The organism is Pseudomonas sp. PvP100, from assembly GCF_017833055.1.
GTDB lineage: Bacteria > Pseudomonadota > Gammaproteobacteria > Pseudomonadales > Pseudomonadaceae > Aquipseudomonas > Aquipseudomonas syringae.
In genome coordinates this window covers 1,857,367-1,883,469 of record NZ_JAFIBO010000001.1, presented here as the reverse complement: position 1 = coordinate 1,883,469, position 26,103 = coordinate 1,857,367, and the positions used below count along the sequence as shown (strand labels likewise).

Genomic DNA, 26,103 nt, shown 5'->3' with positions numbered 1-26,103 from the left:
ATATATACACCCGGCCCCCATGAAGCAAGCTTGAAAGCGTCCCGAAGAGGGCAAGACGCTGCTTTTTTGTCTGTCAGAAATGCTTGGCAAATCATGAAGCTACGAAATTTCTTTGGCGCAAAGGCTGACGTGCCGCGGTCAGGCGGCTCAGGCCTTGCTGTCTTTCACCACCGCATCCTTAACCACAGCCTCGACCTTGTCAGCCAGTATTCGCAGGTAGCTCGCCAGGGCGACTTCTTCCAGGCGCAGGCCTTTGCGTTGTCGGGAGCGGGGGAGTTTGGCGAGGTTGCCGAGCAGGAAGCCTTCCAGAACCGCCGGGTGGATGTAGCATTTTCGGCAGATGGCGGGGGTGTTGCCCAGTTGTTTCGAGACTGCCTTGACCATGTCGACGATGTGCCGTTTGGCGTCGGCTTCAGGCTCCCAGTGCAGTTTTTGCAGTGTTGCCAGCGCCAGCGCGCTGGCCGCCCAGGTTCGGTAGTCCTTGGCGGTGAAGTCCGAGCCGGTGAGGCTTTGCAGGTAGGCATTGATATCCGATGAGGTCACCGCGTGGCGCACGCCGTCTTCGTCCAGGTACTGGAAGAGGTTTTGTCCGGGCAACTCCATGCAGCGCTTGATCACGTTGGCCAGACGTCGATCCTTGACGCTGACCTTGTGCTCGACGCCACTCTTGCCGCGGAACTCGAAGAGGATCTGGCCGCCTTTGACTTCGACGTGCTTGTTGCGAAGGGTGGTCAGGCCGTAAGAGCGGTTTTCCTTGGCGTACTGTCTGTTACCGATGCGGATCAAGGTCGCGTCCAGCAATGAGATGACCGTCGCCATGACTTTTTCCCGGCCCATGCCAGGCTGAGCAAGCTGTGCTTCGATCTGCTTGCGCACTTTGGGCAGCGCATGGCCGAACTCGATCAGCCGCGAGTATTTGTCCTGATCACGTATTTCGCGCCAGCGCGGATGGTAGCGATACTGCTTGCGCCCGCGGGCGTCGCGGCCGGTGGCCTGCAGGTGACCCAGCGGGTCGGCACATATCCACACATCGGTGTAGGCGGGCGGGACTGCCAGAGCATTAATGCGCTTGATCTCCGACTCGTCCTTGATGCGCTGACCCTGAGTGTCGAAGTACGCGAATTTGCCGCGCAGTACCTTGCGCGTAAGGCCCGGTTGAGTGTCGTCTACGTAATGCAGTTCACTGGCGGGCTGGCTGATGGCAGTCGAGTCAGGCATGGCTAAGTTCCAAAGGCAGTTAAAAACACTGACCTCGGCCTTTTACGGTGGTGCCGTTTATTTGCTGCGTGGCGTTTTTTTTCGAAACGTCAGGCCAGCACCGCGACTGCCTTGATCTGCGCCCAGAGCGACTGACCTCTGTGCAGGTTCAGTTGGTCGCTGGAATAGCGAGTGATGCGCGCGAGCAACGGCGTGCCGCCAGCGTCCAGCTTGACCAGCACGTGTGCCGAATTGTCGGCCAGTGCTTCTTCTATCACCGTGACCGGCAAGCGGTTGAGGATGCTGCTCTGGTAATCGGGTTGCAGGTTGAGGCTGACGTCACGGGCCTGGACCTTGATGCGCAGCAGGGTGCCGACCTGCATCTGCGCGTGAGCGACGCGCATGCTCAGCTTGCTGTCGGGCAGGGTCACGGTGAGCAATTGGTAATGCTGATCATAGGCGCTGACCGTGCCTTCGATGACCACCCCCGCATTACTGCCCATCGCCAGCGGAAGGTCCAGCCGCGCCAGGGTTTCTTGGATCGGACCGCTGGCCAGCACGTTGCCTGCGTCGAGCAGCACCAGGTGGTCCGCCAGGCGTGCGACTTCATCCTGAGCATGGCTGACATACAGCATGGGGATGTCCAGTTCCCGGTGCAGGCGCTCCAGGTACGGCAGGATTTCACTTTTGCGCCGGGTGTCCAGCGCCGCCAACGGCTCATCGAGCAGCATCAGCCGCGGGCTGGTCAGCAGGGCGCGGGCGATGCCCACGCGCTGGCGCTCTCCACCGGACAGCTTGTCAGGGTTGCGCTGCAGCAGGTGATCGATGCCGAGCAGTTCGCAGGCCTGCGGCAGTTGAATGCGGCGCTGCTGGCGCGGGATACGTTTCATCCCGAACTCCAGGTTGTCCCGCACCGACAGATGCGCGAACAGGCTGGCTTCCTGAAACACGTAGCCGATCGCCCGCTTGTGCGGAGCCAGGAAAATACCTTTTTCGGTGTCCTGCCAGACTTCATCGTGAACGCGGATGAAGCCCTGATCGGCTTTTTCCAGGCCGGCGATGCAGCGCAGGCAGGTCGTCTTGCCCGAGCCGGAAGGCCCGAACAGCGCGGTAATGCCCGACCCCGGGAGGCTCAGGTCGGTACGGACGGTGAAATCCGGGTAGGCCATCTGCAGGCGAACTTCTATAGGCGACGCCATGGCTCAGCTCCATCCCGTTCTGGATTTGCCGCTGGAATACAACGCCAGCAGCACCAGAAAGGAAAAGACCAGCATCGCGCCGGCCAGCCAGTGCGCTTGCAGGTACTCCATGGATTCGACGTGATCGAAAATCTGCACCGACACCACACGGGTTTTCTCGGGAATATTGCCGCCGATCATCAGGACCACACCGAACTCGCCGACCGTGTGCGCGAACCCGAGGATGGCCGCAGTGATAAACCCCGGCTTGGCCAAGGGCAGAATCACGTGAAAAAAGGTGTCCCAAGGCCCCGCCCGCAAGGTGGCCGCGACCTCCAGAGGGCGGGTGCCGATCGCTGCGAACGCGTTCTGCAGCGGCTGCACGACAAAAGGCATCGAATACAGAACCGAGCCGATCACCAGCCCGGCAAAGCTGAAAGTCAGCGTACCCAGCCCCAGGCTTTGTGTGAGCTGACCCACCGCGCCGTTGGGGCCGAGCAGCAGCAACAGGTAAAAACCGATAACGGTTGGCGGCAGCACCAGGGGCAGGGCGACCACTGCGCCAATCGGCCCCTTCAGCCATGAATCAGTGCGCGCCAGCCACAGCGCGATGGGCGTGCCGATAATCAGCAGGATGACGGTGGTCAGCGACGCGAGTTTCAGCGTCAGCCAGATCGCCGCGATGTCGGCACTCCCCAGCGGCATTTACAGCTGATATCCGAAGGACTTGATGATCTCGGCGGCTTTCGGACCTTTGAGGTACTCGACCAGCGCCTTGGCAGCGGCGCTGTCCTTGCCTTTGTTGAGGATGACCGCGTCCTGCTTGATCGGGTCATGCAGGTCATCCGGTACGATCCAGGCCGAGCCGCTGGTCAGCTTGCCATCCTTGTAGACCTGCGACAGGGCCACGAAACCCAGCTCGGCATTGCCGGTGGAGACGAACTGGTAGGCCTGGGTAATGCTCTGACCTTCGACGATCTTGGCTTTGGTGGCCTCGGTCAGGCCCAGTTTGCTCAGCACTTGAGTCGCCGCGAGGCCGTACGGCGCAGTTTTGGGGTTGGCGATGGACAAGTGTTGATACTGATTGGTCTTGAGCACTTGGCCCTTGCTGTCGACATAACCATCCTTGGCCGACCACAACGCCAGTGTTCCGACCGCGTAGGTGAAGCGCGAACCCTTGACGGTGTCGCCTTCCTGCTCGAGTTTTGCCGGCGTGGTGTCGTCAGCCGAGAGGAAGACCTCAAACGGCGCGCCATTCTTGATCTGCGTATAGATCTGACCGGTAGCGCCAAATGCGGCGACGAGTTTGTGGCCGGTGTCCTTCTCGAAGTCAGTGGCTATCGCCTGGATCGGCGCGGTGAAATTGGCCGCCACGGCGACTTGCACTTCGTCGGCAGACGCATGGGCTGCGGCAGAGGCGGTAAAGGCCAGCACGGAGAACTTGAGAAGGGCGCGTAGCGTGGTCGTTCGCATGAAACAGCTCCTTGATGATGAAAACGCACGCCATCGGGGTAAGGGCGTTTCGCTATATAGATAAATATATAGCGTCAGCCTGTTGTTCTGAAAGCACTGTTTTATCGCGGAGACAGAATTTTCAGCGCATTTTCAGCCAGTTGCCGCGTCAGTTCGGTGGCTCCCAGCCGATGTTTGATGCCGACTGCCTGGCCTGCCCAGAGGTTCACGAAGTCACTGCTGCCCAGTTTTTCCGCCTGGGCGCGCAGCGGCATCAAGGCACCGCCTGCCAGCGGAAACGCCGGGGCGAGCGGGCTGATGGGGCCGGCTTCGCGCATGAGCCGGTTGACGATGCCTCGCGCCGGACGCCCGGTGAAGAGGTTGGTCAGCGCGGTCTGGCTGCCCGAGGCATCGTGCAGCGCCTGGCGATGCAGGGCGCTGACGCTGGCTTCCGGGCAGAACAGATATGCGGTTCCGATCTGTACCGCCGAAGCGCCCAGGACAAATGCCGCCGCTACACCGCGACCGTCCGCGATACCACCTGCGGCGATGACCGGGATGCTTGTCGCGTCAGCGATTTGCGGGACCAATGCAAAGGTGCCGACCTGGGTGTGCAGGTGATCGCTGAGGAACAGCCCCCGATGGCCGCCTGCTTCGTAGCCCATGGCAATCACCGAGTCGCAGCCGTGTTGCTCCAGCCAGATAGCTTCCTCGACCGTGGTGGCTGACGAGATGATCTTTGCACCCGTGGCCCGGACCCGATCCAGTAACGATGGCTGCGGAAGGCCGAAATGGAAACTCACCACTTCCGGCCTCAAGCGCTCGATCAATACGCAGCTGTCGCTGTCGAAGGGCGCGCGGTTAGAGACCGGTGTCGGCGCATCGAAATCGGCACCTAATTCCTCGTAATAGGGCTTGAGCGACTGCTTCCAGCGTTCGGCGCGCTCGGCATCGTAGGCAGGAGGCTGATGGCAGAAGAAATTCAGGTTCAACGGGGCGTTGCCGGTCTGCTGCCTGAAAGTCGCGACTTCCTGGTCGATTTTCTCAGGGGTGAGCATGGCGCAGGGCAATGCCCCCAAGCCGCCAGCCTGAGCCACAGCAATGGCCATCTGCGATCCGCTGGCGCCCGCCATGGGAGCTTGCAACAGCGGCAGTTCGATGGCGAACAGTTCAGTGATGCGGCTATCTGGCCATTGGCTCATGTGGTTCTCCGGCAGGCATTCGGCAGACGCTCATTGAGCGCGAGAATGGCGTGAATGGCAAACGCCACGTCGAGCGTCGACAAGCCGGGAGGGTCGCTTGGTTGACATAAAAAACGATCGGTCTACTATTCGGGGATGACTCAGCCAACTATCCCGCTACCGACTCCCTCACTCGCCAGGCCCCGGCGTCCCGGCCGGCCGCCGAAGGTTGATCGCGATAACCTCGAGACCCGCGAGGCGCTGCTGCGTCGCGGTCTGGAAGTGCTCACCGAACAGAGTTTTTCGGCAACAGGGCTGGATTACATCCTCAAGGAAGTCGGCATTCCCAAAGGGTCGTTCTATCACTACTTCCCCAGCAAGGAAGCCTTTGGCCGGGCGGTGCTGGATGAGTACGCGCGCTATTTCGCGCAGCGGCTCGACCACTGGCTGCTGGATGAAGCGCTTTCGCCACTGGAACGACTGGTCGGCTTTGTGCAGAGCGCCAAGGGCGGTATGGCGCGACACGACTATCGACGCGGTTGCATGGTCGGCAATTTGGGCCAGGAAATCAGTCTGTTACCGGACGGATTTCGAGAGGTACTGGAACAGACGCTGCGAGACTGGCAGTCAAAGCTGGCGGGCTGTCTGAGGTCTGCGCAATCAATGGGCGAATTGGCCGCAGACGCTGATTGCGATGAGCTGGCCGCGTTTTTCTGGGTCGGCTGGGAAGGCGCAGTGCTGCGTGCCCGACTGGTTAAAAGCGCTACACCATTGAACACGTTCATTGCCGGCTACCTTCGCGGTTTACCGCAATGATTTCTTGTCAGAGTTATTTAAAGACGATCAGTCTAAATTGGAGGCGCATATGTTCAAGGGCATCTTGATCGACAAGGATGAGGCGGGATATCACGTCAATCTGACCGACATCGACGAAGCGCGGCTGCCCTCGGGCGACGTGACGATCAACGTGTCGCACAGCACGCTCAACTATAAGGACGCACTGGCGATCACCGGTCAGAGCCCGATCGTGCGCAGCTTCCCGATGGTGCCGGGTATTGACCTGGCCGGTACGGTCGAAGCCAGCGATACCCCTGAGTTCAAGGTCGGGGACAAGGTTCTGCTCAATGGCTGGGGCGTAGGCGAAGGACATTGGGGCGGGCTGGCGCAAAAGGCCCGGCTCAAGAGCGAGTGGCTCATTCCTTTGCCACAGGCCTTCACGCCGGCGCAGGCGATGGCCATCGGCACGGCGGGCTACACCGCGATGCTCAGTGTCCTGGCATTGGAAAAGCACGGCTTGACGCCTGACCACGGCGATGTGCTGGTCACCGGCGCCAATGGTGGGGTCGGCAGCTTTGCCATCGCCATCCTGGCCAGGCTCGGCTATCGGGTCATTGCATCCACCGGGCGGGCCTCGGAAAGCGACTACCTGCAGCAACTCGGCGCGGCACAGATCATTGACCGGCAAACCCTCTCGCAGCCTGGGCGACCGCTGGCCAAGGAGCAATGGGCGGCGGCAGTCGACTCTGTCGGCAGCCATACACTGGCCAATGTGTGCGCCGGTATTCGTTATCGCGGCGTGGTGGCGGCCTGTGGTCTGGCGCAGGGCATGAAGTTTCCGGGGTCGGTTGCGCCGTTCATTCTGCGCGGTGTCACGCTGGCGGGTATCGACAGCGTGACCCGCCCGCGCGCGGATCGGCTGGAAGCCTGGTCGAGGCTGGCGAGCGACCTGGACATGTCTTTGCTGCCACTGATCAGCCGTGAAGTCGGCTTGAGCGAGGTGATCGACCTCGCGCCGCAATTGATCGGAGGTCATGTTCGTGGGCGGATCGTGGTGGATACTGCACGCTGAGTGAATCACAGCGCGTTCGCACTGGCACACTCGAGTTCGACCAGTGCGCGATGCACTTGCGTCGTGCCGAGCCCGGTTTCGCATAATTGCAACGGCGTGCGACCGCCGAATGAGGTGTTGCGGGCAACCAGCCATTGGCCGGCACGCTCGGGCGTTGCAAACACCTGCAGGGCGTGGCTGGCAATCATCGCCACACGGTCCAGGCGTTCGGAGGCCACCAGGTCCAGTGACTGCTGCTGGCGCTGACGCCGTTCGAGGGTTGAAATCGATGCGTTGAACAGCGCTTCCATTTGCCGGGGGCCAAGGGCCAGCGCTTCCCGCACTGCACGGATCCAGCGAGGCGCAAAGCCCGCCTGAATATTCGTCAGGCGTTCGGCTTCGCTGCGCTGACTGAGCTGATGGGTCAGCAACCAGAAACTGGCCGCCGCTTCACGACGGCCAGTTGTTTTGCTGGCAGAGGAAGGAATCAAGGTGCGTGCCGGCCTTCGATGGCGGAAAGGACGGCCAAGGCTATCTCAGGCGACGCGTCGTTCAAGCAGCAGGATGTTACCGGGCGTTGCCTGACGGTAAAGGTGGTGCGCTGCAGCGCAGGTGTCGCACCAGAGCCCTCGTGCTAAAGTCGGTCGCCTGAATACGAATGAAAGGCGCCGTGGCTGTTGGCACGCGCTTGCACCAGAAAAGGCGTCGCTTTCTATGCCGCACGACCCTCACACTGATAAGGACGCACGCGTCGTCAGCCAGCCTTCGCTGCCCGACGTCAACAAGCCGCTGCGCCTCTACCTCGACCGCCTGGCACCTTCAAGCCGCCTGACCATGACCTACGTTCTGCAGGATGCGGCAGACCGGCTGGGCATGGCTGACGTCGATATTCATGATATTCCCTGGCATACCCTGCAACCTGGCCACGTTACCGCGCTGGTCGCAACGCTGCGTCAGGATGACTACGCGCCCAATACCACCTCGCTGTATGTGAACGCCATTCGTGGGGTGATGAACGAAGCCTGGCGACACGACCTGATCAGCCACGATCAATTGCTGAAAATCCGCTCCATCAAGCCGGTCAGCGGCACGCGATTGGTCAAGGGCCGCAACATCCGTCGCACGCTGATTCGTGAGTTGATGGAAGCCTGTGCTGCCGACCCCAGGCCGCAAGGGCGTCGCGATGCCGCGATCATTGCCATTCTGTATGGCTCGGGGATGCGCAAGTCCGAGTCGGTCAACCTCGACCTTTCCCAGATCGATTTCGCCGAGCGCAGCCTGCGGGTGCTGGGCAAAGGCAACAAGCAACTGATCAAGTACGCCCCCGAATGGGCCTTCAAGGCGCTGACCGACTGGCTGGAGTTGCGCCGCTCATGCCTCCAGCCGGGGCAGGGCGATGACCCCTTCCTGTTCAACCGGATCCGCCGTGGCAGCCATATCACCCGCGACAGAATCACCAAGCATGCGATTTACTTCATCGCCAAGCAGCGCGGGCGCCAGGTGGGCGTGAACATCATGCCCCACGATTTTCGACGTTCGTTCATCACCCGGGTGATCGAAGAGTTCGATCTGTCGATTGCCCAGAAGCTCGCGCATCACACGCACATCTCGACCACCGCCAGTTACGACATGCGCAGTGACAACGAGCGGCGCAACGTTGTGGACCGGTTTGATCTTTAAGCAAAAAAAAAGCCACCTCGCGTAAACGGGGTGGCTTAAAAGATCTAACCAAAGGAGTGATGAAGCAGAGCAGAGATTCACCGGCATCGCGATGCGGATTCGCGGGGCCGGGAGAAATGTTCGTTCATCGCCGGCAACGTTAACACCGCCGTCCCCGATTCAGTTATCAGCGTTATCGATAGCCGTCATTGTCAAAAAAAATAGGACGGCGGGCCTGCCTGCGGATCGCCATCCAAAAACTGGATAGTTCGACCCTGAGCTATCCGGCAATCGGATAGCCAACAATTGGCAACAATTCCATGCTTTGCCGCACTTGAAACGTACGGGACTGAGCATGGAAAAGTTCGAGATACACCGTAAAACCCGATTCGACTCGTTGGTACATGAGTACGGTCTGGATGGCAGCCGCCTGCTGCCGTGGGAAGGCTACCCGATGCCGTTTGCTGGCGGCTGGTGCGTGGTCCGTCCGGGCACCTGCAGCGAAGCACATACCCAGATCGATCAGGAAATCTTCATTGCCATTAAGGGCAGTGCGCGTCTGGTTGTCGGTGACCAGAAGATGGAATTCACCGTTGGCGATATCGCCGCCATTCCAAAACACACCAACCATTACGTCATCAACGATTCCGCCGAGGACTTCCACTTTTATGTGGTCTGGTGGGACATGAACTACGTCAACGCGTTCGTGGCGCAGCACAGCGAGACCACGGGGTGCCTCGATGAGTAAGTTCATTGTCACCATCACGCCACCGACCCCCAACGGCGATTTGCACATAGGCCATATCGCCGGGCCGTTTCTGGCCGCTGATGTCTTCACCCGCGTGCAGCGTCAGCGTGGCCACGAGTGTGTGCTGGTGTCCTACTCCGACGACTACCAGTCCTACATGCTGCGCAAAGGACTGGAGCAGGGCGTCGACCCGGTGGAGCTGGCCAGGCGCAATTCCGACCGCATCGAGGCCTCGCTGGCGGCCATCAACATACAGCCCGACAACTGGATGCGCCCGCACGACAACCCGTGGTTCGCCGAAGCGGTGGGTGAGGTGTTCGGTACGTTGCGTGATGCCGGCGCGATCGAGTGTCGGGATTCCAGTGAGCCGTATTGCCCTGATTGCGATGTCTGGGGTTACGAGGCGTTTGCCCGGGGCAACTGCAATTACTGCGGTGCCGAGTCCGACGCCAGTCAGTGCGAGAACTGCGCCCAGGCCCCTGACGCCGAGCTGATGACGGACTTGCGCTGCAAGCTCTGCGGTCAGCCCTCGCAATGGAAAAACGTCCATCGCGCGTTTCTGAAACTGGCCGGGTTCAAGCCGCAGTTGCGTGACCGCCTGCTGGGCCAGTCATGGCGCAAGCCGCTCGACAGCTGGTTGCGCGACAGCCTGGAGCACCTGCATGACTGGGGCGTCACACGCCCGGGCGACGGCGGGCTCGACCTGCAGGCCGACGGCTCGTGCCGGGTGCACACCTGGTTCATGGGTCTGGCGGGCTATATGGCGGCATTTCGGGAGTATGCCGACCGCGTCGGGCGTCCGGAGCTGTTTCGTCAGTACTGGCAGTCAGGGCAGGGCACGCTGGTGCATTTTCTCGGCTTTGACTGCGTGTTCAGCCACGCCATCGTCTATCCGGCGCAACTGACGGCGCTACGCGACATCAAGGTCCGCCAGCGCTTCATGCCCAATCAGTTTCTCAAGCTGGATGGCCTGAACCTGTCGACCAGCCGCAACCATGCGATCTGGGTCGGCGACCTGGCCCGTGAAGCCTGCGCCGACAGTGCGCGCCTGTATCTGGCGAGTATCGCGCCGGAGGAAAGCGAAGGTGATTTCCGCCTGGCGCAGTTCCTGGCATGGCGGACAGAGGTGTTCGACGAGTTTTTTCCGGCCTTGCTGGAGGCCGCCAGCAACCGCGACGACCACTGGTGGAGCAGCCTCTGCGGGGCGGACGCCGGACTCTTGGAAGCGTTGCGCGTGCAGTGGAGCAAAGCCTCGGAGCCTGCGCAGTTTTCGATGAAACGCATGGCCCAGGTGCTGCTCGACGTGATCGCCATTACTCGCGCGCGTCTGGCCGAAGGTCGCCCGGTCAGCCATCTGGCGGCTTTCATCGCAGTGGTTGGCAAGGCGCTGATGCCGGACATGTCAACGCAGATCATCAGCGCGTACGGACTGCCTGAAGCCCGCGTCCACGCGACGCTGATGAACGGCCCGGCCGCTGAATACTCCATCTGAACGGATTCACGACAATGCTCATCGATTATGAGATAGCGGTCATTGGCGCCGGGATCACCGGCGCCAGTATCGCGGCGAAGCTGTGCAGCGCCGGTGTGTCGGTCGCGTTGATCGACAAGGGCGCAGCCGGCAGCCTGGGCGCAAGCGGCTATTCCGGCGGCCTGGTTCGCCTGTATGACAGCGATCCGCTGCTGATGGAGCTGGCGGCCTATTCCATCAGCCTGATGGACGACGGCGTTTTTGCGACCACTTACGCCAGTGCGTTGCGGCGTACCGGGGTGATTTACCGGGCGGCTACGGACCAGCTGGATAACCTGCACCGCGCCATCGACCAGTACGGCAGCGAACGCTACCCGATGCGCCTGCTGTCAGGTCACGAGCTCGACGGCCGGCGCTACCCGCATTGCCCGACGCTGGAACGGGTCAACCTGTTCGAGCCGCGCGCCTGCGTCGGCAATGTGCGCCAGGCCGTTGCTGCGCTGTGTCAGTCAGTACGCCAGCAGGGCTTGCTGCTCGAGCATCGCGAGATCAAGTCCATTGACTGCCGGGCACCCGACCTTGTGCACATCAACCTGGGCAGCGCCACGCTGCGTTGCCGGGCCGTGGTGGTCGCGGCCGGTGCCTGGAGCCAGCACCTGGTGCCGCACCCGGGGCTGGAAGCACGCTCGATTCCCCTGGCCCGGGTGCTGACCGAAGGCGACTGGTCAATGCCGGTGATCGATGCGGTCACCCAGAGCTACGGCATACCGCTGACTCGGCATATCGTGCAGACCGGTTGTGGCGCGCGTGACAGCGGCCTGTGGCCTGAGCACCTTGCGCAGCCCGATGCACGGCATAGCGAAGACGCCTGCAAGCGCGTCGCCCAGTTGTGCGCCTCGGCCGGCAAGCCGCAGGTGCTCGATGTGTTGCCCGGTTTCGACAGTTACAGCGCCGACGGTCGGCCGATGCTGGGGTTCTGCGCCGAGCTCAGCCCGGTGTATCTGGCCGCAGGCATGTCCGGGCTGGGCTTCAAGTTCGCGCCCGGCGTGGCGCACATTGCTGTCGAGCAACTGCGCAGGCATCTGGCCGGAACGGATCGCGCTTGCCCCGGCTGGTCGGCATTGTCGCCAGGCAGGTCGATGCCGGGCTTTTCGGTACAAAGCCTCGCGCTGGCGAGCGTGCAGCCATGATGCCCTCGGTCGACTCGCGCCTGCCGGGCTTGCGGGTCGGGGTCAGCGCTCTGTTCGACCCCGACGACACGCCGCACGCACGGACTTTCATGAGGGCGCTGGCGGTGGCGCGCAATTGCATGCCGGGGCTTGAGCGAGTGCAGTGGCGCTTTCTCGACGACGCTGCCAATGCCGTTCGCGGGGCCGATGTGGCTCGGCAAATGATCGACTGGAAGGCCGACCTGGTCATCGGTCATTTCTCTTCGGATGCAGCCGTCGCTGCCGCGCCGTTGTATCGACACGCCGGTATTGCCCTGCTAACCCCCGCTGCGACGATTGATTGCCTGACTCTGGAGCACCGTAATGTCTTTCGTTTCTGCCCCTCGGACCGGCAACTGGCGGCGGATCTGGTCAGCTGGCTGGCGACTCGTCAGTGGCCGCGCGTGCATGTTCAGGCCGACGACAGTGCTCACGGTCGGGCCTTGTGCGTTGCCATCAGCGCGGCGCTGGCTAGTGCTGGTTTGCAACGTGTCGACGAGCTCGAGCAGGCCGATGTCGAGGTGTTTGCCGGACGCCTCAAACCCAGTCGCGAGCACTGGCAAGCGCGGCGGCAAGCCGGCAGTACCCGACCGCTGGTGCTGACCGACGACGCTGCCTCGCCGTATCTGGGGCGCGCCGCAGCGCACGACGGCAATACCCTCGTGATCGGCTTCGGAGCCCCCGACAGCGCCGGACATCGCTGTCAGGCCCAGGCACTGCACCGGTCAATGTTCGCTGCCGAGCCACAGACCTACTTTCGCGAAAGCCTGTTGATGCTTTACGTGCTGGCCGAGGTGGCCCGCGGCGGTCTTCGCGCCGGGCAACTGCCGGATGCGTTTCGGCACAGCACCTTCAACACACCGCTGGGCACGGTCAGCTTCGATCAGGGCGAGCTGCACAGCGCGACGACCTGCCTCTGGACGCCAGGCCCCACCGGGCTGAGCCGCATCACCCGATAGCCCCCAAAACACCGCTTTACACCAACTCTAAGGACAGGAACTTCATGGGTAACTCGACACCACACACCTTACATTCGGACGCCGTCTGTATCGGCTTCGGTCCGGCCGGTATCGCGCTGGCCTGCGCGTTTGCCGATGCGCGGGAGGCCAATGACCCGCTGGGCACGCTGTTCGTTCGCTATCTGGAAGCTGCGCAGGACAGCCAATGGCATCGCGAACTGCTGCTGGCCGGAACGGACATCAATCATCACGTATTTCGCGATCTGGTGACCCCGCGCAACCCGCGCAGCCGCTTCTCATTCGCCATGTACCTCAAGGAACACAGGCGAATGTTCGATTTCGGCCTGCTGGGCCGACCGGCCAGTCGTCATGAATGGTCGGATTATCTGGCCTGGGTCGCCGCGCAGGTGGACAGCCAGACCAGCTTCAACACGCCGGTCACAGGCATTGACCCGGTGCTGCGTCATGGGCGCCTGCATGAACTACGCGTGTGCACGGCGGATACCTGCTTCACGACGCGCAATGTCGTGCTGTCCAACGGCAGCGCGCCGCGTATTCCCCACGCGTTCGAGTCGCTGATCGGCCCGACGCTGTTTCATACGTCGCAGTTTTTGAGCCGTCTGCAAGCCTTCGGCGAGCAGTTGCCCAAGCGCTGGCTGGTGCTCGGTTCGGGGCAGAGCGCCAGTGAATCGGTGCTGGAGCTGGTCAGCCGCGACGCCGGCATCGAAGTGCATTCAGTGCATCGCTCGGCCGGTTTCAAACTCACCCAGCTTGGCCAGTTCCCCAACCGGGTATTCGCCCCGGATCACGTCGATTATTTCCATAGCCTGGACCCGGCAGCGCGGCAGCGTTTTCTCGACTGGAGCCGCTCGACCAATTACGCAGGGATCGATCCGGACGAAAGCCAGAAGCTGTTTTCGCTGATCTACGAAGACTCCATCTCTGGTCGCAAGCGCCTGCAGACCTACGCCTACAGCGTGATCAGCGCCATCGAGCCCGTCGCCGAGGGCTACCGGGTCGAGCTGACCGACACCTTTAGCCAGCGCACCCAAGTGCTGGAGGTCGACGCCGTGGTACTCGGCACCGGGTATCAGCAGTACCTGATACCGCCGTTGTTGAGTGGTTTGCAGCCATGGCTGCGGGCCGATGTCGACGGGGGGCTGCTCATCGATCGGGATTATCAGGTCGCCACCCAAGGCGAGTGCGACGTGAATATCTGGGTCAACGGTCTTTCCGAACGCAGCCACGGAATCAGTGACAGTCAGTCGTTTTCACTGATGGCACTGCGCGCCGAGCGTATCGCCACGGCCCTTCAGCAGGCCGTAGCACCGGCCGCCGAACCCTTGCTGGCACAGTGGAAGTGAAGCCCATGTACAACTCTCTTTGCGAAATCGTTCACGATCAGGCCTTCCTCAAGGTGACTGGCCTGGGGGCCGATTTTTTCCTGAAAATGGAATCGCTCAACCCGGCAGGCTCGATCAAGCTCAAGACTGCTGTGGGGTTGATCAATGACCTTCAGGCGCGGGGGCTGCTGGGCCCGGACACGATTCTGATCGAGTCCTCGTCGGGCAATCTCGGGGTGGCGCTGGCGATGATCTGCGCTGAGCGGGGCATCCCGTTTACCTGCGTGGTCGACCCCAACAGCTCCAGCCATAACATCCGCATGATGCGCAGCTACGGCGCAGAGGTCATCCAGGTCGAAATCCCGGACGCCAACGGCGGGTTTCTGGGGACGCGCATCGAGCTGATTCGCCAAAAAGTGGCCAGCGACCCGCGCTATGTCTGGCTCAATCAATACGAAAATGCAGCCAACCCGCGTGCCCATGCGCGAACCACGGCGCGTTCGATCAGCCAGCATTTCGGCCATGTGGATTATGTGTTCGTCGGTGCCGGGACCACTGGCACCTTGATGGGCTGCATTCAGCATTTTCAGCGCCATCATCCGACCACCCGAATCATTGCTGTGGACAGCGTCGGCTCGGTGACCTTCGACACCCCGGCCAGCCGGCGCTTCATTCCTGGGCTGGGCACCAGCCAGCGCCCGCCGATCTTCAACGCCGACGGCATTTATGCGCTGGAAATGGTCCCGGAATCACACACCGTCGCCATGTGCCGCATCCTCGCGCGCAGCAAGGGCTTGCTGGTCGGCGGGTCGACCGCAACGGTGATCGCTGCGGTGCATGCCTGGCGCGAGCGCATCGAGCCCGGTTCGGTGGTCGTGGCGTTGTCGCCGGACTGGGGCGAGCGCTACCTGGACACGCTTTACGATGATCAGTGGGTCGAACAGCGGTTTGGCCGCGAAGTGCTGAGCATGACCCTGGCAGACTTGTCCTCACCAGTGGCCGAGACATCTCCGGAGAGCATGGAAGCGCCTGCGCTTTCCCGGCATTCAAGCTGGACGGTCTGGCTGGCCGCCGAGCGGCTGAAGAAGGCGGCGTTCCATGTGGTCGATGGTGAGGTGGTTGCGCGCCTGCTGGCGGCAGACCCGCTGGCCTGTATCGGTGATGTGCAGGCGGCTTATCTGGATCATGAGGCTGGCCGCACGATCAACCCCGACAGTCACTTTCTGCGCTTTGCGCAGGCGCCGGCCAATCGCATCATTGCCTTGCCCGCCAGCCTGTCGGGCAAGCAGCCGGTCAGTGGCATCAAATGGATTTCCAGCTTTCCGGGCAATATCGACACGGGTCTGCAGCGCGCCTCGGCGGTGCTGATCCTCAACGATCCGCTGACCGGCTATGCCTTTGCCTGCCTGGAAGCCTCGCGCATCAGTGCCATGCGCACGGCAGCCTCGGCGGTGCTCGCTGCGCGTTGGATGAACCGCCAGCAGCGTCATGTCGGGCGAATGTCGTTCATCGGTGCCGGTTTCATTGCCCGCACCATCCTCGACATGTTCGTCAGCGATGGCTGGACGATGGACGCGGTCAGCGTCTTCGATCAGCACCAGGATTCGGCGCTGGCGCTGGTCGGGCATGCTGCCAGTCACCATGGACTGCACAGCGAGCCAAGCGACCTGGCGACGTGCTTGCAAGCCGATGTGGTGGTGTTCGCCACTACTGCGCCGAGCCCCTATGTACTGGAGCCGGTGTTTCAACCGGGGCAACTGGTGCTGAACATCTCGTTGCGCGATCTGGGGCCGGAGGTCATTGCCCAGGCCAACAACATCCTCGATGACGTCGAACACTGCCTCAAGGCTCAGACCTCGCCTGACCTCGCCGTGCAGCAGTATCAGCATCGCTCGTTCATTACCGGGACGCTGGCACAGCTGATGACCGGGCAAGTGGAGCTGAGCCCGGACAAGGCTTCGATCTTTTCGCCGTTCGGGCTCGGCGTGCTGGACCTCGCCGTGGGGCAGCGGGTGTATCGCCAGGCGGTGGCCGAGGGTAGCGCTTTGCCGGTGCCGCAGTTCTTCTTTGAATCGGCGCGCTGGTGATGGCCATGCACACGCATACCGTCGCCATTATTGGCATGGGCTCACGCGGGTTGAGCATTCTGGAGCAGTTGATCGGCATGAGTCGTCACGCCGTGCAGCAACCGGTGCGTATCGAGGTGTTCGATCCGCAGTCGCCGGGCAGCGGGTTGCACCTTGCGCAGCAGCCGGATTACCTGATGCTCAACACCATGGCCGGTCAGTTGTCGGCGTTTTCCTCGGCATTCCCGGCGTGTGAACCGCCAGGCCCGACCTTTTTGCAATGGTGCAGCCGTGAGGATATACGCCTGGACGAGCGCGGCCATGTCAGCCCGGATGGGCAGGGCAGAGCGGTGGCATTTGGCGACTTCGTGCCGCGTGCATTGCTCGGGCGCTATTTGCAGGACAGTTACCGTTTCCTGCTGCAACGCTGCCCGGCGCATGTGCAGGTGCGTCACCACGCCGAGCAGGTGCTGAGCTGCCAGCCAACGTTGCGAACGCCGGGTTTCCGGCTGCGCACCGGCAGTCTGGCAATGGACGTAGACGGCGTGTTCCTCACCAGCGGACATGCGCCTGATCCCCACGTGCAGCAGGACGTCGGCGAGTGCGTGGTCATCGAAGGCCTTGGGCTGACGGCCATGGACACGCTAGCGCATCTGACTCAGGGGCGTGGCGGGCGCTACGTGCGTGATGGCGGCTTCGCCGGCTGGCGTTACCTGCCGTCCGGACGCGAGCCCAGGGTGTTGATGTATTCGCGTAGCGGATTGCCGTTTCATGCCAGGCCGCAATGGCATGCCTGCCGTCACGCACCGTTGCCAAGGCTGTTTTTCACGGCCGACGCCCTAGCGCGTCTGCGCGAGCAGAAGAAAGGCGGGCGGCTCGACTTTCGCACCGATGTGCTGCCCCTGATCAAGGATGAGATGCGTGCCGTGTTTTATCAGGCCAGGGTCCGGATGGAGGCGCCTGGGCGGTTGGACTCTGTCCAGCGCCTACTGCGCGAGTCAATCTCCAGACCGGCAGTTTTTGCCCGTCTGGCAGAACAAGGGGGTGCATTCGAGCTTGAGCACTGGCTGAGCACCCAGCCTTGGTCTGGCGCCGAAGGCTCGTATGGGCCGTGGTTCGTCGACTGGATCAAACGTGACCTGGCCCTGAGTCGGCTGGGCACCGCGCACAGCCCGATCTGTCAGGCGCTGGAGGTCTGGCGCGATTATCGCGACCTGTTGCGTCTGGTCGCCGATCGCAACGGCCTGACCGAATCCTCGACGCTGGAGTTCTATGGCACCTGGGCGGGATTGAGCAACCGTCTGGTCGGCGGGCCGCAGAAGGAACGCCATGAAGACCTGCTGGCGCTGATCGAGGCCGGGGTCGTGACGGTTCTGCCGCCGATGAGTGACGTGCAGGAGCCGCACAACCGCCTGTCTGCCCGTGTCGCCCACAGCGGTGTGTCGGGCAGTCGTCAGGGGTTGATCAACGATCTGCGCGAGCGCGGGCTGATTCGTGCCGCCCATGCCTGGCCTGCCGATGGCATCGACACCGACGCCGTGGGCCGCGCAATCGACCGCGACGGTGAGGTGCAGCAGCGGCTCTGGGTTCTCGGGCCTGCCGTGGAAGGCTGCACGTTCTACAACCACTACGTACCGACACCTGACCCGAGCTGTCGCGCGCTGATCGAGGCGCGTCGGGCGGTCGAGTCCTGCCTGGATACGCTGACAAACACAACTTCAAGTGGCATCACATTTCAGTTGAGAAAAGCCACTCAAGCTATTAATTAAAAAGGAATTATTGCTATGTACGAAATCACTTTGCTGACCGCCCTTGCTGGCGCGTTCATCGTGCTGATCATCAGCCCCGGTCCGAATTTTCTGGTCATCACCCAACTCTCGTTCAGCCAGTCACGGCAGCAGGGCATCTGTGCCGGGCTGGGCGTTGCCTCGGGCAGCATTCTCTGGGCCTTGCTGGCCGCCACCGGGTTGGGGCTGATGTTTCAGCAGTTGCCATGGCTGCAACCGACGCTGCAATTGCTCGGCGGTGCCTACCTGACCTTGCTCGGCAGCAAAAGCCTGCGCAGTGCCGGCAGCCAGCCCAAACCCAGGGATATCGCTGCGCTGGGCATTGGCAGTCTGCGCCGCGCCTATCGGTTCGGCCTGCTGACCAACCTGACCAATCCCAAGGCGCTGGCGTTCTACACCAGCGTGTTCACCACCGTGACCACGCCAGGCATGCCGATGTGGGTGCGCACTGCGGGGGTATCGATCATCGCGGTACTGGCGATTTCCTGGTTCGTGCTGCTCGCCACGCTGTTTTCGATACCTGCGGTACAGGCGCGTTATCAGCGCATGAAAAAGGCCATCGACATCGTCACCGGCCTGTTCATGATCGCCTTTGGTCTGCGCCTGCTGATCGGTTTGCTGCCGGCTGCCTTCATTCACTGAAACATCTGTAAAGGAATACCTGCATGCATCGCAACGACTGGCACTACCCGACTTCCATCCGCGCAGGCGCAGGACGCGTCAATGAACTGGCCGACGCCTGCAGGGTGACCGGCATACAGCGTCCGCTGCTGATCACCGACAGCTTTCTCGGCAGCACCGACATGATCGCCAGCGCCGTAGAGGACTGCCGCAGCCAATTGGGTCACTGCGGCCTGTTTGACCGGGTCAAGGGCAACCCGACCGGCACCAACGTCGCCGAGGGGCTGCACGCTTACAGAACCGGTGGCTACGACGGTGTGATTGCGTTTGGCGGCGGCTCGGCGCTGGACGCTGCCAAGGCAGTCGCACTGATGTCGGGCCAGACCCGCCCGTTATGGGATTTCGAAGACATCAACGACAACCATCTGCGCGCCGATCCGGATGGCATTGCGCCGGTGATTGCGCTGCCGACGACGGCCGGGACCGGCTCTGAAGTCGGGCGTGCGTCGGTGATTACCGATGAACAGGCGCAGGTCAAACGCACCATCCTGCACATTCGCATGATGCCGCGCATCGCGATTCTGGATGCCACGCTGACACTCGACCTGCCCAGGCACTTGACCGCCGCCACCGGGGCCGATGCCTTGACCCACTGCATGGAATCCTGGTGTTCGCCGGCCTGGCACCCGATGGCCGAGGCGGTTTCGGTCAAGGGCATGCAGATGATCAAAGCGTTTTTACCGCGCGTTGTTGCCGATGGGCAGGATCTGGAGGCGCGACAGCAGATGCTGGTGGCCTCCAGCCTTGGCGCGGCCGCGTTTCAGCGTGGTCTGGGCGGCGTACACGCAATCGCGCAGAGCCTGGGGGCGCTCTACGATCAGCATCATGGCTTGCTCAACGCGATCCTGCTGCCCTATGTGCTGGAGGCCAATAGATCGGTGCTGCAGACGCAAATGGACGATCTGGCGGTTTACCTGCGGTTGCCGTCGCCCGGGTTTTCCGGGGTGATGGACTGGCTGCTGACGCTGCGCGAGCAGATTGGCATTGCGCATACGCTGAGCGAGATCGGCATTGATGATCGCGAAGCCGAGCGGGTCGGACGGATGGCCTTTGCCGATGGATGCTCGCACACCAACCCGATTCGCCATTCGGCGCAGGTCTACGCGCAGATTTTCAGCCGTGCAGTGAGGGGCGAGTGAACCATGGCTGCCCTGAACGAGGTGGGCCTACAGCGTCTTGACCAAGTCTGGCGGAGTTTCGTCGAGCAGGGCCGGATCGTCGGCGGCTTGCTGTTGCTGGCTCGCCAGGGCCGCCTGGCATACGCCAGTGCGCGCGGCTGGGCCGATCGCGAGCAGCAGATTCCGGTCACCCGCCGCACGCGTTTTCGCCTGGCCTCATTGACCAAGCTGTTGACCTCGGTTGCGGTGTTGCGGCTCTGCGAGCGGGGTGTACTGGATCTGCACGCTTCGGTGACTCACTGGTTGCCAGCCTTTCGACCGCGTCTGGCCAACGGCCGCGAGCCACTCATCACGCTGCAGCACCTGCTGTCACACACGTCCGGTTTGAGCTATGGCTTTGAGCAGGCGCCCGATAATGCCTATCAGCGAGCCGGGGTGTCGGACGGGCTGGACCGGGTAGCGTTCGACCTGCAGGAAAACCTGACGCGTTTGGCGCGTGTGCCCTTGCTGTTCGAGCCCGGCAGCACCTGGGGGTACTCGCTGGCCACGGATGTATTGGGTGCAGTGGTCGAACAGGCCACGGGGCTGGCGTTGTCAGAAGCCATCGATAAATGGGTCACCGCGCCTCTGCGCATGCATGCGACCTCATTCAGGCACCTGCCGGGATATCCGCCGCTGGCCAGCGCCTACAAGGACGGGGACGGCGGCCCGCAGCGTATCGGCGATGACGATGAGGTGCTGCTCGCCAGCGGCAAGGCGCAGCTTTCCGCAGCCCGCGCCTTTGACACCGATGCGTATCAGTCAGGCGGGGCGGGAATGCTGGGCACGGCGGATGACTACCTTCGATTGCTCGAATGCCTGCGCCTCGGCGGCGCGCCGCTATTGGGTGAGGCCAGTACCGCGCGCTTGCTGGGCAATGCGATCGGCCAGACGGGCATCGCCAGCCGCGGGCCCGGCTGGAGGTTCGGGCTGGGGCCGATGATCCTCACCGATCCAGCGCTCGCCGGGCAGCGGCAGGGCGCGGGAACCTGGTCATGGTGCGGGCTGTATGGCAGCCATTACTGGGTCGATCCGCGTGCTGCGCTGAGCATGGTGGTCCTGACCAACACGGCGGTTGCCGGCGCGTGGGGCGAATTTGCCGACGCAATCGTCGATGCGCTTTACCCCAGGCTGGGGGTCAGGCCCGGGCAAATTGCTTGCGGTAACTGCTCGGGCTGATGCCTACCAGATTGCGGAAGTGCCGGCGAAACGACTCTTCGGAGCCGAAGCCGGCGCGGTCCACCACTTCGTTCAGGCGTAATTTCGACGATTCCAGCAGTTCCTTGGCGTAGGCAATGCGCTCACCGAGCAGCCAGTCGTAAGGCGTCAGCCCGGTGCTTTCCATGAAGCTGCGGTGCAAGGTACGTGTACTGAGCGCCGCGCGTGAGGCCATCTCCTTGATGGTATGCGGGCGCTGCAAGTCGCTGCGAATCCAGTCCATGAGGTTGGAAATCGGCCCGTCGCTGGCCGATACCAGTTGCCGGGATGCGTATTGCGATTGTCCACCTTCGCGATGCGGCGGGATGACCATGCGCTGCGCAACCATGTTGGCGACGCGCGAGCCGTGATCGTTGCGCACCAGGTGCAGCATCATGTCCAGCCCGGCGGCCGAGCCTGCTGCGGTCACGATGCTGCCCTGATCCACATACAGTTCGTTGGGCTGAATGGTCAGGCCCGGGTACATGGTGGCCAGCAGGTCGGTGTAGCGCCAGTGGGTAGTCACTTTGTGCCCGTCGAGCAGACCGGCCGCCGCCAGTACGAAAGCCCCGGTACAGATCGAGCAGATTCGCGCGCCGCGTGCATGAGCCGCCTGGAGCTGTTCGATGAGCCGTTGCGGGACCTCGGATTCCACCCCGCGCCAGCCCGGCACGATGATCGTGTCGGCGTTTTCCAGCAGCACCTCGCCGGGTGTCGGCACGATGGTGATGCCCCCGGCAGCGGTGATCGGGCCGTCGTCGACCGGGAAGGTCGCAAACTCGTACCAGCTGACGCCCAACTCTGGTCTTTTCAGCGCAAAGACTTCAACCGTGCAGCCAAATTCGAAGGTGCACAGCTGGTTGTAGATGAGTGCGACAACGAGATGATTTTTCATGGCGCGATGTTACCGGATATTGGCATTTCAGCCAGTAGTTTGGCGTGATGCTACTGAGTAATCTGCTCTGTGTCACCGCTGAAACCCGCTTAACCCTCAATATGATGCAAGTGGTCTGCCATGCAGGCCCTGGAGCCAACTCGTGCCACTCAATATCGGTATCTACGTTTATGACGACGTCGAGGTTCTCGACTTCGCTGGCCCCTATGAAGTGTTCACCACCGCAACCCGCATGCACGCCCGCAATAGCCGTGATGACCGGCAGTTGTTCAACGTGTTCACCATCGGCCGCAGCACGGCGCCGGTGCGTGCCCGCGCCGGGCTCAAGGTCGATCCGGATTTCTCGATCAACGACCATCCGCCCGTCGACTGCCTGATCGTCCCGGGTGGCGTGGTGACCGCCGAGCTGGAAAAACCCGACGTGATCCACTGGATCAGCGATCAGTCGGAGCCCGGTCGCGTGGTCGCTGCCGTGTGCACCGGCGCCTTCCTGCTGGCCAGGACCGGCAAGCTGGCCGGCAAGCAGGTGACCACGCACTGGGAAGACATCGACGACCTCAAGGAAATGTTCCCGTCGGTGGACGTGCTCAGCACGCTGCGCTGGGTCGATGAAGGCTCGTTCGTGACCTCGGCAGGCATTTCTGCCGGCATCGACATGAGCCTGCACCTGGTCGAGCGCCTGCACAGCCGTGAACTGGCCGAACGCACCGCGCTGCAGATGGATTTCGACTGGACCGAGAACGACTGAGTCATCCAGTCGCGCTGCGGATACCCCTGAAGAGGCTATGTGCCCGAAATGTGCATAGCCAGCGCTTCAACGCTATAGCCAGCGTCCGCCTTACCCCCGCTTGAGACACTCATTCGAACGACCGATAACCCGGCCAACTCGGTGTTTCGGCGGGGGTTTCCTGTATTCCCGAGCCTTTGGCTCAGCGGCAGGACCGCACCCACCTTTGCAAAACCAGAGTGCAGGACACATGAAAACCCACTTCTTCAAAGTCGTTCAAACCGTTGCACAGCACGGTTCGTTCTCCGAGGCCGCCGCCATTCTGGGCTGCAGCCAGTCGAACATCAGCTATGCGATCAAGGAGGTCGAAGATTTTTTCGAAAAACGCCTGTTCATTCGCAGCCGCACGGGTTGCACGCTCACCCCTGAAGGCAAGGTCATCAACCAGACCCTGGGAAATATCATGGCCACGCTCGAACAACTAAAAAAAATGGGGTCAGTGGCAGCGTCACCATTCATTACCACTCGCACATCCGCGAAACCGGCCTGAGCGCCTCGCTGGACTTTCTCGCCCATCATTACCCCGATATCCACCTGAATGTGCTGCACCGCAGCGAACAGAATCCGTCGCTGGACGCATTGATAAAGGGCGTGGCCGATATTCTCATCCTGCCGGGTACTGTGCTGGACGAGCATTACCTCGAACACCATTGCTGGTCGGACCACTACCTACTGGTGGCGGCGCGAAGCAAGCAGGGCAAAGCGCAATGTTTCGCCGAGCTTGCGCAGGTGTCGCGCTATGTTGCCTGGCGGCATCCGGGCGTGGAACGCCTGCACCAGCAACTGGCATCGGCACAGGTACGGCTCAGCCATCGCGGCGAACTCAGTTGCCTGGACACGCTGCTGGACCTGGTTGGCAAACGCCATTGCATCTCGATTGTGCCCAGCGCGCTGTTGAGCGGGCGGCTTCGCGAGCTGGAATCGATCCCGTTGCCGCTGACCGTGAGGCGTCAGATCAGCGTCGTGGCGCGGCCTGCTTCATTGCTGTCCAACGCCGCCAATGCCGTGGTTCAGGCACTGAAAAAACCACCGGCCTCTAACACTCGGCCTGATTGACCGAGGTGTCACAAAACACTGTCACAGTGCCCTCAACGAACGTTTGAACGCGATACGAATGCAACGAATCGGGCCGGCAAGGCTCATATCCGTAAGCAATACATTCAGGACGCTCCGCACGCGGGGCGTCTCAGGTCGCCGATTCGAGAGGAAGACTGAACGCTATGACGATACCGGACAAGCAGTACGTGGACTGGCTGGTCGAGCAATCGATGCTGAACGCCGCAAGACAGCGCGCCAAGACCTATTCGGGGCAGGGCAGGCTCTGGCAGCGTCCTTTCGCCCTTGCACGTCCCAGAGACGCCTCCGCTATCGCCTCGGTCTGGTTTACCGCCTACCCGGCCTCCATCGTCACCCGCGAAGGCGGCTCGGTGCTCGAAGCGCTGGGTGATGAGACCCTCTGGCATGCACTGTCGGAAATCGGCATTCAGGGCATTCACAACGGGCCGCTGAAGCTTTCCGGCGGCTTGCACGGCCGCGAGCGCACGCCAAGTATCGATGGCAACTTCGACCGCATCAGTTTCGGCATCGACCCGGACCTGGGTACCGAGGCGCAGTTGTTGAGCCTGACGCGCATTGCCGCAGCGCACAACGCGGTGATCATCGACGACATCATCCCGTCGCACACCGGCAAGGGCGCTGACTTCCGCCTGGCCGAGATGGCGTACGAGGATTACCCCGGTCTGTTCCACATGGTCGAGATCCGTGAGGAAGACTGGCAACTGTTGCCTGAAGTGCCTGCGGGCCGCGATGCTGTCAACCTGATGCCCGATGTGGTGGATCAGCTGCGCGACAAGCATTACATCGTCGGCCAGTTGCAGCGGGTAATTTTCTTCGAGCCCGGGGTCAAGGAAACCGACTGGAGCGCCACTGACGTGGTACAGGGCGTTGATGGCAAGGCCCGCCGTTGGGTTTACCTGCATTATTTCAAGGACGGCCAGCCCTCCCTGAACTGGCTGGACCCCAGCTTTGCCGCGCAGCAGATGATCATCGGTGACGCGCTGCACGCCATCGATGTCATGGGCGCCCGCGTATTGCGTCTGGACGCCAACGGCTTCCTTGGTGTCGAGCGTCGCGCCGAGGGTACCGCCTGGTCGGAAAGCCATCCGCTGTCGATCACCGGCAACCAGCTTTTGGCCGGTGCGATCCGCAAGGCGGGCGGCTTCAGCTTCCAGGAGCTGAACCTGACCATCGATGACATTGCCTCCATGGGGCAGGGTGGCGCGGATCTGTCTTACGATTTCATTACCCGGCCGGCCTATCAGCACGCGCTGCTGACCGGCACCACCGAGTTCCTGCGCCTGATGCTGCGTCAGGTACATGCCTATGGCATCGATCCGGCGTCGTTGATCCATGCCTTGCAGAACCACGATGAACTGACTCTGGAACTGGTGCACTTCTGGACGCTGCACGCCCACGATACTTTCCATTACCAGGGCCAGACGTTCCCGGGCAACATCCTGCGCGAGCACATCCGTGAGGAGATGTACGAAAAGCTGTCCGGCGAACATGCGCCGTACAACCTCAAATTCGTCACCAACGGCGTCTCTTGCACCACGGCGAGCATCATCACTGCAGCGCTGGGCATTCGTGACCTGAACACCATCACCGATGCCGACATTCAGCAGATCCAGCACATCCACTTGCTGCTGGTGATGTACAACGCCATGCAGCCGGGCGTGTTTGCTCTGTCGGGTTGGGACCTTGTGGGTGCCCTGACACTGCCGGCCGAGCAGGTCGACCATCTGATGCAGGATGGCGACACACGCTGGGTTCACCGCGGCGCCTACGATCTGGTCGATCTGGACCCGGAAGCCGAGTTTTCTGCGGGTGACATGCCGCGTCCCAAGACGCTGTACGGCAGCCTGGTCACTCAGCTCCAGCGTCCCGATTCGTTTGCCTCGCAGCTCAAGAAAATTCTCGCTGTGCGCCGCGCTTATGACATCGCCGCAAGCCGTCAGATTCTGATTCCGGATGTCGAGCATCCAGGGCTGCTGGTCATGGTCCATGAATTGCCGGCCGGCAAGGGCACGCAGATCACTGCGCTCAATTTCAGCGCGGAGACCATCGTCGAAACGCTGCAACTGCCCGGTATCGCGCCGGGTCCGGTGGTCGACATCATCAACGAGCGTGTTGAAGGCGATCTGACCGAGCAGGGCGAGTTCACTATCACCCTGGACGCCTACGAAGGGCTGGCCCTACGCGTGGTCAGCGCCTTGCCACTGTAAGGTGTAATGCGCAGCGGGATCGGCT

24 protein-coding genes are annotated in these 26,103 nt (G+C 62.1%); 17 read left to right on the top strand and 7 right to left on the bottom strand.

Annotated features, from left to right (window positions below):
* Window positions 1-147 precede the first annotated feature (147 nt).
* The 5 genes from JOE39_RS07670 to JOE39_RS07650 all read right to left on the bottom strand — a co-directional run bounded on the left by JOE39_RS07670 (window position 148) and on the right by JOE39_RS07650 (window position 5,029).
* On the bottom strand, window positions 148-1,218 hold the full coding sequence (locus tag JOE39_RS07670; protein ID WP_210077577.1) for a DNA topoisomerase IB: 1,071 nt from the start codon (window positions 1,216-1,218) through the stop codon (window positions 148-150).
* A gap of 89 nt (window positions 1,219-1,307) precedes the next feature.
* Window positions 1,308-2,396, bottom strand: coding sequence for a molybdenum ABC transporter ATP-binding protein (gene modC, locus JOE39_RS07665; RefSeq protein ID WP_024665319.1), 1,089 nt, complete (start codon window positions 2,394-2,396; stop codon window positions 1,308-1,310).
* Between the two features lie 3 nt (window positions 2,397-2,399).
* Window positions 2,400-3,080 (bottom strand): molybdate ABC transporter permease subunit, encoded by a 681-nt coding sequence (gene modB, locus JOE39_RS07660; RefSeq protein WP_003314826.1) that lies wholly within the window; start codon window positions 3,078-3,080, stop codon window positions 2,400-2,402.
* Window positions 3,081-3,848, bottom strand: coding sequence for a molybdate ABC transporter substrate-binding protein (gene modA / locus JOE39_RS07655; RefSeq protein WP_032661937.1), 768 nt, complete (start codon window positions 3,846-3,848; stop codon window positions 3,081-3,083).
* 101 nt (window positions 3,849-3,949) lie between these two features.
* A complete protein-coding gene (locus JOE39_RS07650) occupies window positions 3,950-5,029 on the bottom strand; it encodes a nitronate monooxygenase (RefSeq protein WP_210077579.1) in 1,080 nt (359 codons plus the stop codon).
* A 135-nt stretch (window positions 5,030-5,164) separates the two neighbouring features.
* On the opposite strand from JOE39_RS07650, the gene JOE39_RS07645 reads away from it, so the two are divergent.
* Window positions 5,165-5,824, top strand: coding sequence for a TetR/AcrR family transcriptional regulator (locus JOE39_RS07645; protein ID WP_210077581.1), 660 nt, complete (start codon window positions 5,165-5,167; stop codon window positions 5,822-5,824).
* Between the two features lie 49 nt (window positions 5,825-5,873).
* Window positions 5,874-6,857, top strand: a complete 984-nt coding sequence (locus JOE39_RS07640) for an MDR family oxidoreductase (RefSeq protein WP_210077582.1) — start codon at window positions 5,874-5,876, stop codon at window positions 6,855-6,857.
* Window positions 6,858-6,862: 5 nt separating this feature from the next.
* Here the strand turns inward: JOE39_RS07640 and JOE39_RS07635 are convergent, their stop codons facing one another.
* Window positions 6,863-7,327 carry an antitoxin Xre/MbcA/ParS toxin-binding domain-containing protein gene (locus JOE39_RS07635; RefSeq protein ID WP_024663626.1) on the bottom strand — a complete coding sequence of 155 codons (465 nt, stop codon included), beginning with the start codon at window positions 7,325-7,327 and terminating at the stop codon, window positions 6,863-6,865.
* A 223-nt stretch (window positions 7,328-7,550) separates the two neighbouring features.
* Between JOE39_RS07635 and JOE39_RS07630 the strand changes: the two genes are divergently transcribed.
* The 11 genes from JOE39_RS07630 to JOE39_RS07580 all read left to right on the top strand — a co-directional run bounded on the left by JOE39_RS07630 (window position 7,551) and on the right by JOE39_RS07580 (window position 21,094).
* The gene (locus JOE39_RS07630; RefSeq protein ID WP_065087758.1) at window positions 7,551-8,516 is read left to right on the top strand and encodes a tyrosine-type recombinase/integrase; all 966 of its coding nucleotides are present in this window, start codon (window positions 7,551-7,553) and stop codon (window positions 8,514-8,516) included.
* A gap of 334 nt (window positions 8,517-8,850) precedes the next feature.
* A complete protein-coding gene (locus JOE39_RS07625) occupies window positions 8,851-9,243 on the top strand; it encodes a cupin domain-containing protein (RefSeq protein ID WP_198705894.1) in 393 nt (130 codons plus the stop codon).
* On the top strand, window positions 9,236-10,735 hold the full coding sequence (locus JOE39_RS07620) for a methionine--tRNA ligase (protein WP_210077584.1): 1,500 nt from the start codon (window positions 9,236-9,238) through the stop codon (window positions 10,733-10,735). Before JOE39_RS07625 ends, JOE39_RS07620 begins: the two co-directional genes overlap by 8 nt.
* Before the next feature lie 14 nt (window positions 10,736-10,749).
* Window positions 10,750-11,904 (top strand): FAD-dependent oxidoreductase, encoded by a 1,155-nt coding sequence (locus JOE39_RS07615; RefSeq protein ID WP_198710815.1) that lies wholly within the window; start codon window positions 10,750-10,752, stop codon window positions 11,902-11,904.
* Complete coding sequence (locus JOE39_RS07610; RefSeq protein ID WP_210077586.1) at window positions 11,901-12,881, top strand: ABC transporter substrate-binding protein; 981 nt, start codon at window positions 11,901-11,903, stop codon at window positions 12,879-12,881. Before JOE39_RS07615 ends, JOE39_RS07610 begins: the two co-directional genes overlap by 4 nt.
* A gap of 44 nt (window positions 12,882-12,925) precedes the next feature.
* The gene (locus JOE39_RS07605) at window positions 12,926-14,245 is read left to right on the top strand and encodes a SidA/IucD/PvdA family monooxygenase (RefSeq protein WP_210077588.1); all 1,320 of its coding nucleotides are present in this window, start codon (window positions 12,926-12,928) and stop codon (window positions 14,243-14,245) included.
* A 5-nt stretch (window positions 14,246-14,250) separates the two neighbouring features.
* Window positions 14,251-16,311 (top strand): 2,3-diaminopropionate biosynthesis protein SbnB, encoded by a 2,061-nt coding sequence (gene sbnB / locus JOE39_RS07600; protein ID WP_210077590.1) that lies wholly within the window; start codon window positions 14,251-14,253, stop codon window positions 16,309-16,311.
* Window positions 16,311-18,059 carry an FAD/NAD(P)-binding domain-containing protein gene (locus JOE39_RS07595; RefSeq protein WP_210077592.1) on the top strand — a complete coding sequence of 583 codons (1,749 nt, stop codon included), beginning with the start codon at window positions 16,311-16,313 and terminating at the stop codon, window positions 18,057-18,059. The genes sbnB and JOE39_RS07595 overlap by 1 nt, the downstream gene beginning before the upstream one ends.
* Before the next feature lie 15 nt (window positions 18,060-18,074).
* On the top strand, window positions 18,075-18,719 hold the full coding sequence (locus JOE39_RS07590; RefSeq protein WP_210077595.1) for a LysE family transporter: 645 nt from the start codon (window positions 18,075-18,077) through the stop codon (window positions 18,717-18,719).
* Between the two features lie 23 nt (window positions 18,720-18,742).
* A complete protein-coding gene (locus JOE39_RS07585) occupies window positions 18,743-19,897 on the top strand; it encodes an iron-containing alcohol dehydrogenase (protein WP_198701742.1) in 1,155 nt (384 codons plus the stop codon).
* A 3-nt stretch (window positions 19,898-19,900) separates the two neighbouring features.
* Window positions 19,901-21,094, top strand: coding sequence for a serine hydrolase domain-containing protein (locus JOE39_RS07580; RefSeq protein WP_210077596.1), 1,194 nt, complete (start codon window positions 19,901-19,903; stop codon window positions 21,092-21,094).
* On the opposite strand, the gene ftrA is transcribed toward JOE39_RS07580, so the two are convergent.
* The gene (gene ftrA / locus JOE39_RS07575) at window positions 21,054-22,007 is read right to left on the bottom strand and encodes a transcriptional regulator FtrA (RefSeq protein WP_003314848.1); all 954 of its coding nucleotides are present in this window, start codon (window positions 22,005-22,007) and stop codon (window positions 21,054-21,056) included. The genes JOE39_RS07580 and ftrA overlap by 41 nt on opposite strands.
* Before the next feature lie 142 nt (window positions 22,008-22,149).
* Here ftrA and JOE39_RS07570 point away from each other — a divergent pair, with 142 nt between their 5' ends.
* The 4 genes from JOE39_RS07570 to treS all read left to right on the top strand — a co-directional run bounded on the left by JOE39_RS07570 (window position 22,150) and on the right by treS (window position 26,078).
* The gene (locus JOE39_RS07570) at window positions 22,150-22,755 is read left to right on the top strand and encodes a DJ-1/PfpI family protein (protein ID WP_003314850.1); all 606 of its coding nucleotides are present in this window, start codon (window positions 22,150-22,152) and stop codon (window positions 22,753-22,755) included.
* A 229-nt stretch (window positions 22,756-22,984) separates the two neighbouring features.
* A complete protein-coding gene (locus tag JOE39_RS07565) occupies window positions 22,985-23,284 on the top strand; it encodes a LysR family transcriptional regulator (protein WP_003314851.1) in 300 nt (99 codons plus the stop codon).
* Window positions 23,281-23,850: a LysR substrate-binding domain-containing protein gene (locus tag JOE39_RS07560; protein WP_229621122.1), complete on the top strand. Its 570-nt coding sequence runs from the start codon at window positions 23,281-23,283 to the stop codon at window positions 23,848-23,850. Before JOE39_RS07565 ends, JOE39_RS07560 begins: the two co-directional genes overlap by 4 nt.
* 164 nt (window positions 23,851-24,014) lie before the next feature.
* Window positions 24,015-26,078: a maltose alpha-D-glucosyltransferase gene (treS, locus tag JOE39_RS07555; protein ID WP_198705902.1), complete on the top strand. Its 2,064-nt coding sequence runs from the start codon at window positions 24,015-24,017 to the stop codon at window positions 26,076-26,078.
* The last annotated feature ends 25 nt before the right edge of the window (window positions 26,079-26,103 follow it).

What these genes read in the sequence shown, in the direction of transcription:
- JOE39_RS07670 (WP_210077577.1), bottom strand. Translation starts at nt 1,218, where the DNA reads ATGCCTGACTCGACTGCCATCAGCCAGCCCGCCAGTGAACTGCATTAC.
- modC (WP_024665319.1), bottom strand. Translation starts at nt 2,396, where the DNA reads ATGGCGTCGCCTATAGAAGTTCGCCTGCAGATGGCCTACCCGGATTTC.
- modB (WP_003314826.1), bottom strand. Translation starts at nt 3,080, where the DNA reads ATGCCGCTGGGGAGTGCCGACATCGCGGCGATCTGGCTGACGCTGAAA.
- modA (WP_032661937.1), bottom strand. Translation starts at nt 3,848, where the DNA reads ATGCGAACGACCACGCTACGCGCCCTTCTCAAGTTCTCCGTGCTGGCC.
- JOE39_RS07650 (WP_210077579.1), bottom strand. Translation starts at nt 5,029, where the DNA reads ATGAGCCAATGGCCAGATAGCCGCATCACTGAACTGTTCGCCATCGAA.
- JOE39_RS07645 (WP_210077581.1), top strand. Translation starts at nt 5,165, where the DNA reads ATGACTCAGCCAACTATCCCGCTACCGACTCCCTCACTCGCCAGGCCC.
- JOE39_RS07640 (WP_210077582.1), top strand. Translation starts at nt 5,874, where the DNA reads ATGTTCAAGGGCATCTTGATCGACAAGGATGAGGCGGGATATCACGTC.
- JOE39_RS07630 (WP_065087758.1), top strand. Translation starts at nt 7,551, where the DNA reads ATGCCGCACGACCCTCACACTGATAAGGACGCACGCGTCGTCAGCCAG.
- JOE39_RS07625 (WP_198705894.1), top strand. Translation starts at nt 8,851, where the DNA reads ATGGAAAAGTTCGAGATACACCGTAAAACCCGATTCGACTCGTTGGTA.
- JOE39_RS07620 (WP_210077584.1), top strand. Translation starts at nt 9,236, where the DNA reads ATGAGTAAGTTCATTGTCACCATCACGCCACCGACCCCCAACGGCGAT.
- JOE39_RS07615 (WP_198710815.1), top strand. Translation starts at nt 10,750, where the DNA reads ATGCTCATCGATTATGAGATAGCGGTCATTGGCGCCGGGATCACCGGC.
- JOE39_RS07610 (WP_210077586.1), top strand. Translation starts at nt 11,901, where the DNA reads ATGATGCCCTCGGTCGACTCGCGCCTGCCGGGCTTGCGGGTCGGGGTC.
- JOE39_RS07605 (WP_210077588.1), top strand. Translation starts at nt 12,926, where the DNA reads ATGGGTAACTCGACACCACACACCTTACATTCGGACGCCGTCTGTATC.
- sbnB (WP_210077590.1), top strand. Translation starts at nt 14,251, where the DNA reads ATGTACAACTCTCTTTGCGAAATCGTTCACGATCAGGCCTTCCTCAAG.
- JOE39_RS07595 (WP_210077592.1), top strand. Translation starts at nt 16,311, where the DNA reads ATGGCCATGCACACGCATACCGTCGCCATTATTGGCATGGGCTCACGC.
- JOE39_RS07590 (WP_210077595.1), top strand. Translation starts at nt 18,075, where the DNA reads ATGTACGAAATCACTTTGCTGACCGCCCTTGCTGGCGCGTTCATCGTG.
- JOE39_RS07585 (WP_198701742.1), top strand. Translation starts at nt 18,743, where the DNA reads ATGCATCGCAACGACTGGCACTACCCGACTTCCATCCGCGCAGGCGCA.
- JOE39_RS07580 (WP_210077596.1), top strand. Translation starts at nt 19,901, where the DNA reads ATGGCTGCCCTGAACGAGGTGGGCCTACAGCGTCTTGACCAAGTCTGG.
- ftrA (WP_003314848.1), bottom strand. Translation starts at nt 22,007, where the DNA reads ATGAAAAATCATCTCGTTGTCGCACTCATCTACAACCAGCTGTGCACC.
- JOE39_RS07565 (WP_003314851.1), top strand. Translation starts at nt 22,985, where the DNA reads ATGAAAACCCACTTCTTCAAAGTCGTTCAAACCGTTGCACAGCACGGT.
- treS (WP_198705902.1), top strand. Translation starts at nt 24,015, where the DNA reads ATGACGATACCGGACAAGCAGTACGTGGACTGGCTGGTCGAGCAATCG.